The following is a 15,598-nucleotide window of genomic DNA, read 5'->3' as shown; positions in this document are numbered from 1 at the left end:
GTACTGCCATCTGTAAACGACAGGAATGTTGCTGCAGATGGCATTTTTGATTTATAAGAAGAACGGCGACAGAAATTTTTGAAAAGGAGAACAGGTATGAAAAGAGATTTTGGAACGACATCAAAAGGGGAAAAGACAACCCTGTATATTATGAAGAATGGGAACGGTATGGAAGCACATGTGACGGATTATGGTGCAACTCTTGTGTCTGTTCTGGTGCCTGATAAGAATGGAAAACCGGTAAATGTAACATTGGGATATGATGATGCAGCTGGCTATGAGGCAGGAACATGCTTCTTTGGCGCTTCTGTGGGAAGAATAGCAAACCGTATCGGCGGTGCTAAGTTTACACTGAACGGAAAGACCTATGAGCTTGCAAAGAATGATAATGATAACAATCTGCACAGTGGTCTTGATTTCTGGACGAAGAGGATGTGGCAGGTGAAAGAAGCAGATGATGCTCATGTTATATTTGTTCTTAACAGTCCGGATATGGATCAGGGGTATCCGGGAGCACTTACTGTGGAAATAACCTATACTCTGACAGAGGATAATGAGCTGAAGATTCATTATTATGGTGTGCCGGAGGAAGATACGATTATCAATATGACTAATCACAGCTATTTCAATCTGAATGGACATGATTCCGGCGATATGTTCGCGCAGGAAGTATGGGTGGATGCTGATGCTATTACGGAAGCAGATGCACAGTCTATCCCGACAGGCAGATTTCTGGATGTTACGGGAACACCAATGGATTTCCGTGTTAAAAAACCGGTAGGCCGAGATGCAGGGGCAGATTATGACCAGCTGAAGTTCGGCAGCGGATACGATCATAACTGGGTGCTGAATGGCAGCGGATACCGCAAGGTGGCAGAAATGAGCGCTAACGAGAGTGGAATTACCATGGAAGTATATACAGACCTTCCGGGAATGCAGATATATGCTTCTAACTTTGTAGATAATGAAAAGGGAAGAGACGGGGCTGTATATAACCAGCATCATGGCATCTGCTTTGAAACTCAGTTTTTCCCGGACGCAGTGAATAAAGAAATGTTCGAAGGGCCTGTGGTTAAAGCGGGAGAAGAATATAATACTACTACAACTTATAAATTCTGCTAAGAATCAAAAAAACACGCTGGATCATGACGGCAATGTTATGACGGCGTGTTTTTTATTGCATTCCTGATATCTTCCCGGAACTGGGTGAAGGCTTCTTCGTTTTCTACGAAATACTTTGGACAGTTCTTTCCGGTTACATCATAGTGTCGGATGACATCATTTTCATCCAGATCAAATTTCAGACATAGCCAGGCGCAAAGCTGCACCATGGAACGGTAGGTTGCATCTGTGAATTTACCGCTTTCGTCAGGATGGCAGCACTCGATGGAGACGGTATCATTATTGCGGGAATTGGATGCATAGGCAACCTCCCAGGTAGGAACACACTGTACAATTTCTCCTTCAAGACCGATTACAAAATTACTGCTCACCTTTGTCTCGTGAGTATCTTTCAGGCTTTCAAAATAATTTCGATTATCCATAGCGGTGGACCCCGGATTGGCTGTATAGTGAACCACGATTCCTGTGATTCTGTCGGTTTCTGTGCCTGGCCGTGAGTAGGGATTGACCGTCAGAAGCTGGACGTTAATGTCCGGTTCGGAAGCATCCACCTGTTGGTTACTGATTTCTGTATATTTTCTGCTTATCCATCCCGGATTCAGGAGCTTTAAGCCGATGCAGGTGACTGCCAGGATAATGAGAATCAGGATTCCGATTTTCGTATATTTTCGAGTTCTTATCTGTCTCTGACGGGGAGACAGTTTTTTTCTTCTGTGAGAGTGGTTCATAGATGAGTTCTCCTTGAATACATTGGTTTCATATATTCTTAATTCTATCACAATTTCCAAATAAAATTTTGAAAAAAGTATGAAGACTTTCTTATGATTTTAGAGGTTGACATTTTCGGGGGAAGCGGTATAATTAGAAATAGCTGAAAAGGCAGGAATGAAAGAAAAGCAGAGACGGAAACGAGTAGTCAGGAGTAGCTATCCAGAGAGAAGGGCGGATGCTGAGAGCCCTTTATAGCAGAGACCGGATGAACACCATTCCCGAGCTGTGTTGCTGAACAGAAGCGGCTGATTAGTATTGAAGAGGATCCGACCGTACTCTTAATAAGCAATGCCGATGCTCCCGCGTTAAGGGATAGGATTTGTGAGAATCTGAAGTGAAAAGTTAAGGTGGAACCGTGCAAAGTGAGATGCACCCTTAGACAGACGGCAGGGACCGTATGTTTAAAGGTGTTTTTTTGTGCGATGATGCGCAAAGAAATGCGTAAAATGAAAGGAGAAAATGACAATGAAAGTAAGCATGAAAGATGGTTCTGTACAGGATCTGACATTTGAAAACGAACTGGGACAGGAGGCATTTCATCATACAACCTCCCATATTCTGGCACAGGCTGTAAAGCGTTTGTATCCGGATACCAAATGTGCGATCGGACCGGCAATTAAGGATGGTTTTTATTATGATTTTGAGTTCAGCTTTCCGTTTACAACTGAAAATCTTGCAGAGGTTGAGAAGGAGATGCGCAAGATCGTGAAGGAAGCCCTTCCGCTTGAGCGTTACACTATGAACCGCGAAGAGGCAATTGCCCTGATGAAAGAGAAAAATGAGCCATATAAGGTTGAACTGATCGAGGATCTGCCGGAGGATGCAGAACTCAGCTTCTACAGACAGGGAGAATACGTGGATCTGTGCGCAGGCCCTCACGTATCCAATACCAGCGTTGTGAAGGCATTCAAACTGCAGAGTGTTGCCGGTGCATACTGGAGAGGTGATGAGCACAATCAGATGCTTACCAGAATATACGGAACATCCTTCCCGAAGGCTGCTGATCTGGAAGCATACTTAAAGAGAATGGAAGAGGCAAGACTGCGTGACCATAGAAAATTAGGTAAGGAACTGGGATTATTTGCAATCATGGACGAGGGTCCCGGATTCCCGTTCTTCCTTCCAAAGGGAATGGTTCTTAAGAACATTCTGATTGACTATTGGAGAAAGCTGCATCAGAGAGAGGGCTATGTAGAAATTTCTACACCAATTATCTTAAGCAGACATCTGTGGGAGAATTCCGGACACTGGGATCATTACAAAGACAATATGTATACAACAGTAATTGACGATGAGGATTACGCTGTTAAGCCAATGAACTGCCCGGGTGGAATGCTGGTATACAAGGTTGAGCCACGTTCTTACAAGGATCTTCCGATGCGCGTGGGTGAGCTTGGTCTGGTACACCGTCATGAGAAATCCGGCCAGCTTCACGGATTGATGCGTGTGCGCTGCTTCACACAGGATGATGCACACATCTTCATGACAGAAGATCAGATCCGCGACGAGATCAAGGGAGTTGCAAGACTGATCGATGAGGTATATTCCAAGTTTGGATTCAAATATCATGTGGAACTGTCTACAAGACCGGAAGACAGCATGGGAAGTGACGAAGACTGGGAGATGGCAACAGAAGGCTTAAGAGCTGCACTGGACGAACTCGGTCTGGATTATGTTGTCAATGAGGGCGATGGTGCATTCTATGGACCGAAGATCGACTTCCATCTGGAAGATTCCATCGGAAGAACATGGCAGTGCGGTACTATTCAGCTTGACTTCCAGATGCCTCAGAGATTCGAATTGGAGTACACAGGAGCAGATGGAGAGAAGCATCGTCCGATCATGATCCATCGTGTGGCATTCGGTTCTATTGAGCGCTTTATCGGAATCCTGATTGAGCATTATGCAGGAAAATTCCCGACATGGCTTGCACCTGTTCAGGTTAAGGTTATGGCAGTATCCGAGAAATTTGCAGATTATGCACAGAAGATTCAGGATGAGCTGGTAGCTGCAGGAGTAAGAAGCGAGATTGATTTAAGAAATGAAAAGCTTGGTTATAAGATCCGTGAGGCACAGATGCAGAAAGTTCCTTACATGGTAATCGTTGGTGAGAAGGAAGTAGAAGAAGGAAGCATTTCTGTAAGAAAACGTGATGAGGGAGATATCGGAAGCATGAAGGCAGCAGACCTGATTGCAAAAATTGCAGAAGAGGTATAAAATAGCAGACCGATCCATAGAGCCGTTGCACCAGATGCACGGCTCTTTAAAATGTTTTCTATCTCTTGCGGAGGAAAGCAAAAGTTGATATAATACAGACATTGATTGCAGAAGTAATAAGGAGATACGTGACGATGAACGATTTGGAGATGTACAGAGAGCAGTTGGCACTATGCGATGACAAGATTATTGATGCTCTTGTAGAACGTAATGCTATTGTAGAGAAGATTATGGCATATAAAGAGAAATATGGTATGGCCATTCTTCAGCCTCAGCAGGAAAAGAAGCAGAATGCAAGGCTCAAAGAAAAACTGGATGACAACAAATATAAAGAAGAGATCTATGATGTTTTTCGTCGCATTAACCGTAACAGTAAGCGGATTCAGGCAAGAAAGCTCTTTGATTATAACATTGTGCTGATCGGGTTTATGGGAGCAGGAAAATCCACGATTTCCGATTACCTGAGCACTATGTTTGCGATGGAGATTGTGGAGATGGATCAGGTGATCGCAGACCGTGAGGAGATGAGCATCCCGGATATCTTTGCAACTTACGGCGAGGAGTATTTCCGAAAACTGGAGACGGAGCTTCTGATTGAGCTGCAGTCGAAGCGCAATACCATCATCTCCTGTGGAGGCGGGGCTGCCATGAGGGAGCGTAATGTCGAGGAGATGAAAAAGAATGGAAGAGTGGTTCTCCTGACAGCAAGCCCGGAGGTTATCTATGAGCGCGTGAAGGACAGTGATGACAGACCGGTACTCAACGGACGTAAGAATGTAGAGGATATTTCTGACCTGATGGAACAGCGTCGGGAGAAATATGAGGCGGCAGCGGATATTGTTGTAAATACAGATCATAAGTCAGTGCTTGAGATATGTGAGGAGTTAATTCGCAAGCTGACGGAAATGGAAGAGAGATAATGTTTGATGTATTTTTTCCGGATCGATATGTGGCTTCCACATATGTGATTGATTTTGAAGAATTATATGAAAAGGGTTTTCGTGGACTGATATTTGATATTGATAATACTCTGGTGCCCCATGGAGAGCCGGCAGATGAGAGGGCGATTGCACTGTTCGAGCGTCTGAAAAAGATTGGCTTCCACTGCTGTCTGATTTCCAATAATCAGGAACCCAGGGTAAAAATGTTCAATGAATCCATACAGGTGGATTATGTGTATAATGCGCACAAACCTTCTACGAAAAATTATAAAAAAGCAATGGAAATCATGGGGACTGATGTTCATAACACGGTTTTTATCGGCGATCAGCTCTTTACCGATGTGTGGGGGGCGAAGAGAACCGGGATTCCGAGTATTTTGGTGAAACCGATTCATCCAAAAGAGGAAATACAGATTGTTTTGAAGCGTTATTTGGAAAAAATTGTTCTTTATTTCTATAAGAGAAGTCTGAAACAGCAAAAAAAGGTTGAAAAAAGGCATCATCTATTATAGAATGGTAAAAGGATTAGAGAGAATTTAAGCGCGAAAAAGCGCAGTTTAAGGAGGATAATGTAATGGCAAAAGTATCAGCAGGTGATATTCGTAATGGTATGACAATCGAAGTGAATGGCAAAGTGTGTCAGGTTATCGATTTCATGCACGTTAAGCCGGGTAAAGGTGCAGCTTTCGTTCGTGTAAAGATGAAAGATATTATTAATGGCGGTGTAGTTGAGACAACTTTCCGTCCGACAGAGACATTTGAGCAGGCACATATTGAGAGAAAGAAAATGCAGTATCTTTACAATGATGGTGAGTTCTATAACTATATGGACAATGAGACATTTGAGCAGATCATGATCAGTGCAGAAGATGCAGCAGATTCCATGAAATTTGTAAAAGAGAATGAAGAAGTTACAGTAAGCTTTTATCTTGGAAACCCATTTTCCATTGAGCCGCCGATTACTGTTGAACTGGTAATCACAGAGTCTGAACCGGGAGTAAAGGGTAACACAGCTACAGGTGCTACAAAACCTGCTATCGTTGAGACAGGTGCACAGGTTATGGTACCACTGTTCGTAGAGCAGGGAGAGACCATTAAGATTGATACACGTACAGGTGAATATCTGTCACGTGCATAACAGATGGATGAATGAATAGATTGCGTGAAAGCGCAATCTATTTTTTTTTGATTTCAAAATAATTTACATAAATCAAAAAAATAACTTGATTTTTCGGGTGCGCAGATATATAATATGGTTACCATAATATTTATCTTAAATTCAGGATGTTTCGCGGGTGTTGTTTCACACCACAGTTCCAGAAAATGCAGTGTTGATAGAAAGGAGTACTATGTTATATGAACAGTTTGTGCAGGAAATAGAAATGAGGGTGCAGATGCGTCTGCGTGAGAATCAGAAGGTTTATACCCATACGGCAACAAAAAATAATGGCAGGAAGAGAAAAGGACTGACTTTTGTGGAGACGGGAATTAATATTTCACCGACCGTTTACCTGGAAGAATATTTTGAGCGGTACCAGCGCGGATATACCATGGAGGAAATTGTGAAACAGCTTCTTGAGCTTTATGAGCGGATCCGGTTTCAGCATTCCTGGGAAGGTGATTTCATTCAGAAATATGAAAATGTCAGGGGAAGGATCATTTATCAGCTCATCAACAGGGAGGCTAATAAAGAGCTCCTGCAGAATGTTCCCCATATTCCTTACCTGGATCTGGCTATTGTATTTTATGTGTTGATTGAGCTTGACAAGGAGAAGGATCGAATGGCAACAATGCTGATTAAGAATGAACATCTGGGCTGGTGGGATGTAACGGTTCAGGATATCCACAGGATGGCCGATGAAAATACGGAGCGCATCCTGCCTTATGAGTTTTCAAACATGCTGGCAGTAATAGAAAATATGCTGGATGACTGGGAAAAGAGGGAAGCAGAAAAAGAAGAAGAGATGTATGTACTGTCAAATGCAGTACGCAATTACGGAGCGGCAGCAATTTTGTATCCGAATCGATTGGAGTCTATTGCAGATTATCTGGGCGAGAGTTTCTACGTGCTCCCGAGCAGTGTGCATGAAGTGATTATTATTCCGAAAAGTAAAGCCCCGTCAAAACGTTATCTGAGCAGAATCGTGAGGGAAATAAACGGGACACAGGTAAAAGATGAGGAAGTATTGTCGAACTGCGCTTATTATTATGAAAAAGAAAGTGGCAGATTGTTGATTTAATGTGGGTTTAGACCGTTTAACCCTGGTATCATAAAAAAAGAGAAAAATGAGGAAAACCACAAAATCCCTTATGAATCAGGTGGGTTCCGCATCTTTCTCTTTTTACGTCTCTAACCAGAGTCGAACTGGCGCACCCGCCTCCGGAGGGCGGTGCTCTATCCACTGAGCTATAGAGACAAATAGTATAATAGCATAAAATGAAGAAAAAAGCAATGGTAGATTTGCTTGACTTTTAAAATATTTCCGAGTATTATTTTTAGTGCACAACTGAATATAGAATCATCAAACGGAGGTAGTCTATGAAGGCGAAGAGAGATGGCCGAAGCCATGAGAGTATCTGGTGCAGGGGACGGATGCGTACAATATGCGGTCTGATGATACTGATACTGATTCTGGCGGCGGCAGGATGCAGCCTTACGAAAGAAAAGACAAATGCCGGTGCTTCCGGTAATATAGAAGCACAGGACAAAGAACCGGAGATGGAGCAGAATGAGGGATGCATGGAGATGGAAACGAACCCACTTATTTTGGGAGAGCCTCCGGAGATTGCAGATGCAGTCTGTGACTACTATACAGGTTTGAAAGATAAGACAGATTTTGTGGAAGGATATCATAATATTCAGGTTTACACAAAAAATGGAAAGTACAAAGATTCTTATATTGCATTTGTCCGGTATGATATGAAGATCCGGGATATTTATACGGAAGTTCCCGGCCTTGGGACGCTGTATGTGGCGAAAGGCGAAGATGGAGTATTCCGGGTAGAATCAAAGACGGATGATGCAGAAATTCAGGATTATGTGAAGACAATAGCGGCTCATGATGATGTACAGGCACTGATGGAGCAGATTCGGACGGATTATGCCAATGCAGTGGCTTCTGATGCTATTTTGCAGGAGGCACTTGAAGATTTGAAGAATGCCTATGAAGATTCTTCCGCCGGTCAGAGGCAGGTGGAAAAAGCTGAATAAAGAATGTGGGAAGCAGATCGTCATGAACGGATATACAGAAAAGAGGAAGACAAATGTCTGGTTACAGGAAAGCGTTCAAAAAAGCATTTCCTTATACGATACCGGTGCTTACCGGTTATCTTTTTATCGGAATTGCTTTTGGGGTAATGTTTGCGGAAAAAGGATATTCCTGTTGGTGGGCAATGTTAATGAGCCTGCTTGTTTATGCGGGATCTGGACAATATCTGGCAGTAAATTTTTTTGTGCCGGGTATTTCTTTTGTCCAGGTTATTTTCATGACACTGATGGTGAATATCAGACATATTTTTTATGGAATATCCCTGCTTGAGAAATTTAATAATATGGGAAAAAAGAGATGGTATATGATTTTCGGATTGACCGATGAGACATATTCGCTTCTCTGTACAACAAAGGTTCCTGCTGATGTGGATGAAGAAAAATTTTTATTTGCAATCTCTATTATGGATCAGTCATACTGGGTGATCGGTTCTGTGATCGGAGCTCTTGCAGGAACATTGATTCCTTTCAATTCGGAGGGGATTGACTTTGCCATGACCGCGTTATTTGTGGTGATTTTCATGGAACAGTGGATGGATGCGAAAAACAGGATTCCCGAAATTGTCGGTGTGGCGGCAGCGATCGTCTGTCTGTATATATTCGGGGCGGACAAGTTCGTATTGCCATCTATGATTTTGATTATTTTTGTTCTTTTTGTAGGAAGAACGAGACTGGAAGGGCGGGTGAATGACAGATGCCAGTTGGAGCAGTAACTTCACTTCTAATTATACTGGTGGTGGCAGCGACGACTTTTGCCACCCGTCTGGTTCCGTTTCTGCTTTTTCCAAAAGGAAAAGAGATACCGGGAATCATTCAGTATCTGGGTAAGGTACTGACACCGGCTGTTATCGGAATGCTGGTTATTTACTGCCTGAAGTCGGTTTCACTTATCAGTGCTCCCCATGGAATCCCGGAGTTGATCGCAGTAGCGGTAACGGCGGGACTCCATGTGTGGAAACGCAATAACTTACTGAGCATAGGTGTTGGAACCGTACTCTATATGTTTCTGATACAGGCAGTATTTTAATTCAGATTCAGCTTTTTTCGCAGGATAGCCTGTGATACAACATAAAGTACCAGGGATGTTGCGAGAACCAGGATCAGAGATAATCTCATCATGCTGCAATAATAACTGTAGGGATGAAAATTCTCTTCAATTTGAGTGGTGAAAAGAGATATTCTCAAAAGTCCGGTTACCCGCATGGCAATCATGGTAATCAGTGATATCAGAAGACTGAGACTGAAATATGCCACAATGGCGCCCAGAATCCGGTGATTGCTCATTAACTGTCCGATGATGATGGAAAAATGGATTGCTATTATGGTGTGAATGCTGCCAACCAGAGAGACAAGCAGGGTCAAACCTGCTATTTTCCAGATAGCATTCATGTTCGGGGCACCAAATTCTGTCATTATTTCTGTTTTGCTTTCAAGAAGGTTTTTTATTACATATGGCGTTGCAAACAGGATCGCCCAGGACAGGTAGATCGCCATACTGTCAATGATAGCCCAGATGCTTCCGGCAATTGTCTTTGACAGAAGAAGATTGTTTGTTGAGACCGGAAGTGTGTGGGTCAGATAACCTTCATCGGAGAACATATTGCGGTAAAAACGGACTGCAGCTACGATTGCTGTCGTATAGGTAGCTCCGGCCAGGAGTAAAAAGCTAAGGATAAAACCGAGGACGAGGACGGTAGTATTCCATTCTGCTGATCCGTTGCCTGCCCGGCTGGTGATGAATATGCGTCCCAGTATGGCGGCAAGGATTAAAAAAGCGTGAACAATAATCAGAAAGCGGTTCAGTGCTTTCAGGTCATATTTTATTAATTTTCTTAACATCTGAACACCTCCCGGAATAAAGCATCAATTGATTTTCCCTGTGACATACGGATTTCATCTACGGTTGCATTTAGGACGATTCTGCCGTTTTGTAGAAAAATAGCACGGTCCAATATGTTCTCTATGTCTGTGATCAGATGTGTGGAGAGTAAAATGGTTGCATTTTCGTTATAATTTGACAGGATCGTCTGCAATATATAATCTCTTGCAGCGGGATCTACTCCGCCTATGGGTTCGTCCAGAATGTAAAGTTCGGCGTCGCGGCTCATGGTAAGAGCAAGCAGTACCTTCTCCTGTGTTCCTTTGGAAAGAGTCCGTAGTCTGGAATCAGGATTGATGTTCAGATCGGACAACATACGGGAGGCGCGATTGCAATTAAAATTATTATAAAAATCTGCAAAAAAGTGGAGCATTTCGCTGATTTTCAAATTCTTATCAATGTGTGGACGTTCCGGCAAATAAGATACAATTTTTTTAGATTCTATTCCGGGTTCCAATCCGGCAATAAAGACCTTTCCTTCTGTGGGTCTCAGAATACCGTTCAAAAGTTTGATGAGTGTTGTCTTGCCGCTCCCGTTTGGACCTAACAGCCCGATAATCTGCCCTCGTTCCAGAATCAGGTTCAGATTGGAGAGGGCACAGGTGTCTTTTGTGTATTTCTTAGAAAGTCCCTGACATTCTAAAATAGGGTTCATGATTTTGGGTCCTCCTTTATGATTTTCTGGGTGAGGGACAGAGTTTCATCATCAGAAAACCCCAGTTGCCTCATTTTTTCCATAAATTCTATAATATGAGAATATGCCTGTTCTTTCTTCAGTTTTTCAAGCAGGTCAGCGTCTTCGGTAATATAACGGCCGCTGGTTCTCAATGAATATACAAGTCCGCTCCGTTCCAGTTCAGATAAAGCTTTCTGCATCGTGTTGGGATTTACAGCAGCCTCAACAGCCAGGTCTCGTACAGAAGGGAGGCGGTCTCCGGGATGGTACTCACCGGAAATAATGCTTCTCTGTATGCGTTCCATAAGCTGCAGATAAATCGGACGGTCATTATCCAGATCCCATGGCATAATCGTCACCTCGTTTCATTGGGGTAAAATGTGATATTGTACTATCTATATAATACAATAAGAGATGGAAAGAAAAAAGTCAAGAAAAAGGTTAACGTCAGTATACGGACGCAGACAAAAATCCGTACACTGACGTTACTTTTATTTTTTATTAAATTTGTCTTTGCTCTGCTTGCAGATCGGGCAGACATAAGAATCTGGCAGCTCTTCGAAAGGAACTTCTCCGTCATATACATATCCGCAGATGCCGCATACCCATTTTTCATTGCTCTGGGGTGCCGGTGCTGCTTCTTCTGCAATATAGGTTGGTGCATTTTTCGGACTCTTTCCTTTTACAACATTGTGATAGTATGCATAGCTCATAGCCGGTGCACTTTCAAATACGTCTCCGTCGATGATTTCTCCCAGGAATACGGTGTGGGAGGACGTCTCCATCCGGTCAATGATCTTACATACAACGTATCCGCAGGAATCAGCAATTACAGGCATGCCGGATTTCATCTCGTGGGCAACGTCATCAAATTTATTTACATCACGGCCGGATTGGAAACCAAATTGACCGATGATGGAAGGATCGGACTCCTCGCTTAAAATAGACACAGCAAAAGTTCCGGTTTTGTCCATACATGAGTTTGTATAATTGTCATGATTCATGCTGACAGCAATGGTTGCGGGAGAAGATGTAATCTGCATAATGCTGTTGGCGATGCAGCCGGTTTTACGATCTCCGTCCAAAGTAGAAACTACATAAACTCCATAGGACAGACTGCGGAGTATTTTTTTATTCATAGTGTACCTCCTGAATTAATAATGATAATTGTTACTATTAATATAGCATAAACTGGTATTAGTTTCAAGAAAATTTTCCATTTATCAGGAATATATCAATTTTTAACTGAATAAGGTATAACGTGGGGGTATCTTATGACAGAAACAGAATTAAAGAAGAAATGGAAAAGGGAATTTTACATTCTGGCAGCAGCGGCATTAGCTGTAGTTCTCATAGCCGCAATCAGGATGTCTGTGCTGAAGATTTATGGTTCTTCCATGACTCCGACACTTAAAGAAGGGGATATTGTTCTTTCTGTGAAGGAATCAAATCCTGAGGCAGGGGATCTGACAGCATTTTATCTGGGAAATAAAATTCTGGTGAAGCGCTGCATTGCCGGTCCCGGTCAGTGGGTAGATATTGATCAAAATGGGAATGTATATGTGGATGGTAAACTTCTGGATGAACCATATCTGGATGAGAAGGATTTGGGCGAATGTGATATTGAGCTGCCTTATCAGGTGCCGGAGAATCGCTATTTTTGTATGGGCGACCAACGTTCTGTTTCCATGGATTCCCGCCATACCAATGTGGGATGTGTATCCGGAGAACAGATCATAGGGAAAGTTGTGTTTCGGATCTGGCCATTGTCAAGAATTGGAAGTATCGGAGGGCGTTCCTGAATAAAACAGAGAAAAGGGGGATTGGTATATGAAACCAGATGTTCGGAAGGATGAAGAAAAATATACGGGAGCCCGCCGGCATGGCATCTGGCGGTACAGGAGGATTATCTGTCTGGTGGTTGTGGCTATTTTCTGTACTGTTTGTGCGCTGATACGTCCGGCTTCCACACTGGAGATAAATCCGGAGGATAGTGAAGAACAGGTCCGGGATGAGGAAACAAATGATTATCTGGTGCTGGAAGATGACGGTGCTTTTCTTAGTGAATTGAATGTGGGAGAAGGTACTGTTATTTCCGAATCTGAAGAACCCCGGGTCAACACCGTTACAGTCAAAAACAGTGAGAAGATTGCGTACAGCCTTTCTGTGAAATTGAGTTCCTATACGGATGAGATTTATGGAGAGGGACGTGTGAAACTGGAATTTGTACTTCCCTTGCCGGAAAATCAGGCATCATTTGAACTTTCAACTATGTCATGGCTGGACAATACTACAGGATATGAACCGGAAGTAACTGTTGATAATCGTATCATGGATGAAAATGAAACCTCCTGCCAGGTGCTGACAGGGTATATGCTGCTTGAGGCTCAGGAGGGAAGCGGTGGTATCGTCCTCGGGGAATTTACACAGACAGTGGTCATTGATGTAAAAGATGTGCCGTCGGGAAATCATGTCGGAATGCAGGTGAATGCTGCTATGGAGCACAATACATGGGAAGGTGTCTGTGAAAACCATCAGAGACAGGAGAAGCTTACCGTAACAACAGAAAACTTAACTGTAGTATCTGAGCCTCAGGAAGAAGAGAAGGAGCAGGAAACTCCGGAAGAAAGCATGTCTGACGGGGAAAATCCAGCTTCCGTTGCAGAGACAGCAGAAGGAAGTAACTGGATGAAGCTGAGGGACAGCGGATGGTTTGAAGAGTACAGTGACTGTACCGGAAATGAGGAAGAGACATTGCAGACGTATGCGGTAAAATCCAGAGCTGTTGCAATGAATTCGGCTGCAGGTGGCAGCAAACAAGCGTCCATGCCTTCGGATGTTCAGATTGAGAACCGGGGCGGAGAGAACACATCGGATGATGGGGTAACGGTAAGTAAGACCATATCCGGTACAGAGCTTGAGAATGTATTTGATATCAGGCTTCAGGTCCAGACTTCTAATCAAATATCCGAGGTGATCCGGGAACCGGATATGGCAGTGGTGATCGTAATGGATATCTCCAATACGATGAAGAGTGATTTCGGAGATACTACAAGATATGAGGCGGCCATGGGGGCAGCGGAAGGATTCCTGGACCGGTTTGCCGAGAATAATGCGCTGGGAGTCAGCAAGGTGGGATATGTAGCGTTCAATACAGATGCTCATCAGATATTTGGACTTCAGGAGTGTACCGGACAGAGTCAGGCTAATGCGCTGAAGAATATTATGAGAACACAGACCGGTAAAATTATCAATGCTTCGGATTATGAAACCTCCCACTCACGTTTTACCAATATTGAGGCAGGGCTTAAGAAAGCTTCGGATATGCTGAAGGAAGTTACGAATCAGAATAAATTTATCATTTTTTTAAGTGATGGTTTTCCGACCACATATATTCAGAATCAGTATTCCGGTTACGACCCCTATGATTCAACCGGAGATATTTTCTATGATAATGTATTAAAGAAAAAATGTCTGTATGGAACCAGCTACAGTAATGAAGCGGCAATTCGTGCCAGCAGTGAGGCCGGAACTATCAAAAAATCGGGTGTAACCATATTTTCCGTCGGTGTGGATGTAGGAGGACAAACAATCCAGACATATATCACACAAAGCGAAAAGGCAGATGGATTTTCTGTGGTCGATCGAAAAAATACTACCTATGTAATCGGGGGAGCCAGCGACAGCGAAGCTTACAAAAACTGGCTGGGCAGCAGTATCGGATCTGATTACTACTATGACAGTACAGACAGTTCCGGTCTTCTGGAGGCCTATGAGAATATTTTTGAAGAAATAAAAATAAAGGTGGAGGAGGGTTCCCAGGCAGACTGGGTGACAGAAGACCCCATGCCCTCCATGGTAGGATCAGAAAAAGATGTAGAGTTTATCAGCTTCTATGACAGTGCGTCCAGGTTGATTGATGAAGATTCATCCGGAGAATATAAACTGAATGGTGAGCATATTCTGAATGGTGAGAATACGGCCGCATTTGATAAAAATGACAGCACAATCCACTGGGATCTAAAGAAATCAGGATATCAGGAATCAGGCAGCGGAACCGTCACTCTTTATACGTATCAGCTGAACTATCGTGTGCGGCTGAAAAATGAAGCGGCTCATTTTGCGGAAGATACCATATATCCAACCAATGATCCTACCAGACTTCAGTACCGACTGGTTCAGGGAACGGGTGGAGAACTGACTATTTCTGATCCAAAGACGGTTGATTTTCCGATTCCGTCGGTATGCGGATACCTTGGCGAACTTCAATTCCAAAAGGAAGACAGCGAGGGAAAGGCGCTGGCAGGAGCGGAATTTACCTTAAAACATGATACGGCGAAATGCAGTATTTGCCGTGGAGATGGTAAAAACAGTGTTGTCATTAGAGATATGACTGCAGTTTCCGGAAAAGACGGCAGGGTGTCTTTCGATGGGATACCTTCCGGTCATCAATATTTGCTTACCGAAACCAGGGTGCCGGATGGATATATATCAGATGGAGATATCTATTGTGTGGATGTGGCGTATGATGAAGTAAAGGTAACGGTAAAAACATTAGCCGGAGATACAAAGGAATGGTGCGATAAGATCATCAATCGCTTTTATACGGAGCTGCCCGATACCGGTGGGGCAGGCATGATCTGGTATATGATAGGCGGGCTTTTGCTGACAGGAACAGCAGGAACTTTCCTATTATATAAATATAAAAAAGAAAGGAAATGAAA

At 43.3% G+C, this 15,598-nt stretch carries 16 protein-coding genes and 1 tRNA gene; 11 read left to right on the top strand and 6 right to left on the bottom strand.

What is annotated here, in order from left to right; translation table 11 throughout:
* The first annotated feature begins 96 nt into the window (after positions 1–96).
* Complete coding sequence (locus ACQRCC_RS05555; RefSeq protein WP_427849818.1) at positions 97–1,122, top strand: aldose epimerase family protein; 1,026 nt, start codon at positions 97–99, stop codon at positions 1,120–1,122.
* 35 nt (positions 1,123–1,157) lie between these two features.
* On the opposite strand, the gene ACQRCC_RS05550 is transcribed toward ACQRCC_RS05555, so the two are convergent.
* Positions 1,158–1,850 carry a peptidoglycan recognition protein family protein gene (locus tag ACQRCC_RS05550; protein WP_427849817.1) on the bottom strand — a complete coding sequence of 231 codons (693 nt, stop codon included), beginning with the start codon at positions 1,848–1,850 and terminating at the stop codon, positions 1,158–1,160.
* A gap of 508 nt (positions 1,851–2,358) precedes the next feature.
* Between ACQRCC_RS05550 and thrS the strand changes: the two genes are divergently transcribed.
* The 5 genes from thrS to ACQRCC_RS05525 all read left to right on the top strand — a co-directional run bounded on the left by thrS (position 2,359) and on the right by ACQRCC_RS05525 (position 7,291).
* Positions 2,359–4,110 carry a threonine--tRNA ligase gene (gene thrS, locus ACQRCC_RS05545; RefSeq protein WP_427849816.1) on the top strand — a complete coding sequence of 584 codons (1,752 nt, stop codon included), beginning with the start codon at positions 2,359–2,361 and terminating at the stop codon, positions 4,108–4,110.
* 134 nt (positions 4,111–4,244) lie between these two features.
* Positions 4,245–5,030, top strand: coding sequence for a shikimate kinase (locus tag ACQRCC_RS05540; RefSeq protein WP_427849815.1), 786 nt, complete (start codon positions 4,245–4,247; stop codon positions 5,028–5,030).
* Entirely contained in the window at positions 5,030–5,563 is a 534-nt protein-coding gene (locus ACQRCC_RS05535) for a YqeG family HAD IIIA-type phosphatase (protein WP_427849814.1), read from the top strand. The genes ACQRCC_RS05540 and ACQRCC_RS05535 overlap by 1 nt, the downstream gene beginning before the upstream one ends.
* A 62-nt stretch (positions 5,564–5,625) precedes the next feature.
* Positions 5,626–6,189, top strand: coding sequence for an elongation factor P (gene efp, locus ACQRCC_RS05530; RefSeq protein ID WP_427849813.1), 564 nt, complete (start codon positions 5,626–5,628; stop codon positions 6,187–6,189).
* A 211-nt stretch (positions 6,190–6,400) separates the two neighbouring features.
* The gene (locus tag ACQRCC_RS05525) at positions 6,401–7,291 is read left to right on the top strand and encodes a DUF5688 family protein (RefSeq protein WP_427849812.1); all 891 of its coding nucleotides are present in this window, start codon (positions 6,401–6,403) and stop codon (positions 7,289–7,291) included.
* Between the two features lie 105 nt (positions 7,292–7,396).
* Here the strand turns inward: ACQRCC_RS05525 and ACQRCC_RS05520 are convergent.
* A tRNA-Arg gene (locus ACQRCC_RS05520) sits at positions 7,397–7,468 on the bottom strand.
* A 122-nt stretch (positions 7,469–7,590) separates the two neighbouring features.
* Here ACQRCC_RS05520 and ACQRCC_RS05515 point away from each other — a divergent pair.
* Genes ACQRCC_RS05515 through ACQRCC_RS05505 form a run of 3 tightly spaced genes read left to right on the top strand, consistent with a single transcriptional unit; the run spans position 7,591 to position 9,346 of the window.
* Positions 7,591–8,262, top strand: a complete 672-nt coding sequence (locus ACQRCC_RS05515) for a hypothetical protein (RefSeq protein ID WP_427849811.1) — start codon at positions 7,591–7,593, stop codon at positions 8,260–8,262.
* Between the two features lie 53 nt (positions 8,263–8,315).
* Positions 8,316–9,032, top strand: coding sequence for an AzlC family ABC transporter permease (locus ACQRCC_RS05510; protein WP_427849810.1), 717 nt, complete (start codon positions 8,316–8,318; stop codon positions 9,030–9,032).
* A complete protein-coding gene (locus ACQRCC_RS05505) occupies positions 9,014–9,346 on the top strand; it encodes a branched-chain amino acid transporter permease (RefSeq protein WP_427849809.1) in 333 nt (110 codons plus the stop codon). Before ACQRCC_RS05510 ends, ACQRCC_RS05505 begins: the two co-directional genes overlap by 19 nt.
* Here the strand turns inward: ACQRCC_RS05505 and ACQRCC_RS05500 are convergent.
* From ACQRCC_RS05500 to ACQRCC_RS05485, 4 genes are all read right to left on the bottom strand, one after another.
* Complete coding sequence (locus tag ACQRCC_RS05500; RefSeq protein WP_427849808.1) at positions 9,343–10,158, bottom strand: hypothetical protein; 816 nt, start codon at positions 10,156–10,158, stop codon at positions 9,343–9,345. The two genes, ACQRCC_RS05505 and ACQRCC_RS05500, sit on opposite strands and share 4 nt — an antisense overlap.
* Positions 10,152–10,853: an ABC transporter ATP-binding protein gene (locus ACQRCC_RS05495; RefSeq protein WP_427849807.1), complete on the bottom strand. Its 702-nt coding sequence runs from the start codon at positions 10,851–10,853 to the stop codon at positions 10,152–10,154. Before ACQRCC_RS05495 ends, ACQRCC_RS05500 begins: the two co-directional genes overlap by 7 nt.
* On the bottom strand, positions 10,850–11,224 hold the full coding sequence (locus tag ACQRCC_RS05490) for a GntR family transcriptional regulator (RefSeq protein WP_427849806.1): 375 nt from the start codon (positions 11,222–11,224) through the stop codon (positions 10,850–10,852). The genes ACQRCC_RS05495 and ACQRCC_RS05490 overlap by 4 nt, the downstream gene beginning before the upstream one ends.
* A gap of 141 nt (positions 11,225–11,365) precedes the next feature.
* Positions 11,366–12,013, bottom strand: coding sequence for a flavin reductase (locus ACQRCC_RS05485; RefSeq protein ID WP_427849805.1), 648 nt, complete (start codon positions 12,011–12,013; stop codon positions 11,366–11,368).
* Positions 12,014–12,148: 135 nt separating this feature from the next.
* Here ACQRCC_RS05485 and lepB point away from each other — a divergent pair, with 135 nt between their 5' ends.
* The gene (lepB, locus tag ACQRCC_RS05480; protein WP_427849804.1) at positions 12,149–12,676 is read left to right on the top strand and encodes a signal peptidase I; all 528 of its coding nucleotides are present in this window, start codon (positions 12,149–12,151) and stop codon (positions 12,674–12,676) included.
* 28 nt (positions 12,677–12,704) lie between these two features.
* Positions 12,705–15,596, top strand: a complete 2,892-nt coding sequence (locus ACQRCC_RS05475; protein ID WP_427849803.1) for a SpaA isopeptide-forming pilin-related protein — start codon at positions 12,705–12,707, stop codon at positions 15,594–15,596.
* The last annotated feature ends 2 nt before the right edge of the window (positions 15,597–15,598 follow it).

The organism is Sporofaciens sp. SGI.106 (genome assembly GCF_050314255.1).
Lineage (GTDB): Bacteria > Bacillota > Clostridia > Lachnospirales > Lachnospiraceae > Claveliimonas.
The sequence above is the reverse complement of the archived record's forward strand: the minus strand, read 5'-3'. Positions and strand labels throughout refer to the sequence as shown.

Coding starts and splice junctions, on each gene's coding strand:
- ACQRCC_RS05550 (WP_427849817.1), bottom strand. CDS start 1,850: ATGAACCACTCTCACAGAAGAAAAAAACTGTCTCCCCGTCAGAGACAG.
- efp (WP_427849813.1), top strand. CDS start 5,626: ATGGCAAAAGTATCAGCAGGTGATATTCGTAATGGTATGACAATCGAA.
- ACQRCC_RS05500 (WP_427849808.1), bottom strand. CDS start 10,158: ATGTTAAGAAAATTAATAAAATATGACCTGAAAGCACTGAACCGCTTT.
- ACQRCC_RS05490 (WP_427849806.1), bottom strand. CDS start 11,224: ATGCCATGGGATCTGGATAATGACCGTCCGATTTATCTGCAGCTTATG.
- ACQRCC_RS05485 (WP_427849805.1), bottom strand. CDS start 12,013: ATGAATAAAAAAATACTCCGCAGTCTGTCCTATGGAGTTTATGTAGTT.
- ACQRCC_RS05495 (WP_427849807.1), bottom strand. CDS start 10,853: ATGAACCCTATTTTAGAATGTCAGGGACTTTCTAAGAAATACACAAAA.
- ACQRCC_RS05505 (WP_427849809.1), top strand. CDS start 9,014: ATGCCAGTTGGAGCAGTAACTTCACTTCTAATTATACTGGTGGTGGCA.
- ACQRCC_RS05525 (WP_427849812.1), top strand. CDS start 6,401: ATGTTATATGAACAGTTTGTGCAGGAAATAGAAATGAGGGTGCAGATG.
- ACQRCC_RS05555 (WP_427849818.1), top strand. CDS start 97: ATGAAAAGAGATTTTGGAACGACATCAAAAGGGGAAAAGACAACCCTG.
- ACQRCC_RS05510 (WP_427849810.1), top strand. CDS start 8,316: ATGTCTGGTTACAGGAAAGCGTTCAAAAAAGCATTTCCTTATACGATA.
- ACQRCC_RS05540 (WP_427849815.1), top strand. CDS start 4,245: ATGAACGATTTGGAGATGTACAGAGAGCAGTTGGCACTATGCGATGAC.
- ACQRCC_RS05515 (WP_427849811.1), top strand. CDS start 7,591: ATGAAGGCGAAGAGAGATGGCCGAAGCCATGAGAGTATCTGGTGCAGG.
- lepB (WP_427849804.1), top strand. CDS start 12,149: ATGACAGAAACAGAATTAAAGAAGAAATGGAAAAGGGAATTTTACATT.
- ACQRCC_RS05535 (WP_427849814.1), top strand. CDS start 5,030: ATGTTTGATGTATTTTTTCCGGATCGATATGTGGCTTCCACATATGTG.
- thrS (WP_427849816.1), top strand. CDS start 2,359: ATGAAAGTAAGCATGAAAGATGGTTCTGTACAGGATCTGACATTTGAA.
- ACQRCC_RS05475 (WP_427849803.1), top strand. CDS start 12,705: ATGAAACCAGATGTTCGGAAGGATGAAGAAAAATATACGGGAGCCCGC.